This window comes from Pseudoalteromonas sp. ABE4_541, from assembly GCF_056312285.1.
In genome coordinates this window covers 1-438 of sequence record NZ_JBSVEM010000056.1, presented here as the reverse complement: position 1 = coordinate 438, position 438 = coordinate 1, and the positions used below count along the sequence as shown (strand labels likewise).

The following is a 438-nucleotide window of genomic DNA, read 5'->3' as shown; positions in this document are numbered from 1 at the left end:
TGTCCACTTCCCTTAACATGAGACATGTTTAATTAGAGTTTTCTGTAATATCACAAACAGGAGACAACAATGAAAAAGTCACGTTTTACAGAATCTCAGATCATCACTGTGCTCAAAGAAACAGATGCGGGTATGAAGGTTGAAGAAGTGTGCCGCAAGCATGGGATCAGCAGTGCTACGTATTACAACTGGAAAGCCAAATATGGCGGCATGGAAGCATCGGATGTTAAGCGACTCAAAGAGCTTGAAGAAGAGAATGCCAAACTTAAAAAGATGTACGCAGATGTCAGCCTAGAGAACCATGCGATTAAGGAATTATTCGCAAAAAAGGGTTGGTGACAGCGCAAAAGCGAAGTTGCGCCAGTGAATTAGTTCAAGCGGGTTTAAGTATTTTGAAAGCGTGTAAGTTTGTAGGTATTGGCCGCGCTACATACTACC

General features: G+C 42.2%; 1 pseudogene. It reads left to right on the top strand.

What is annotated here, in order from left to right:
* Positions 1–69: 69 nt before the first annotated feature.
* Positions 70–438: pseudogene (locus ACW689_RS21455) on the top strand (transposase); the annotation flags it as partial.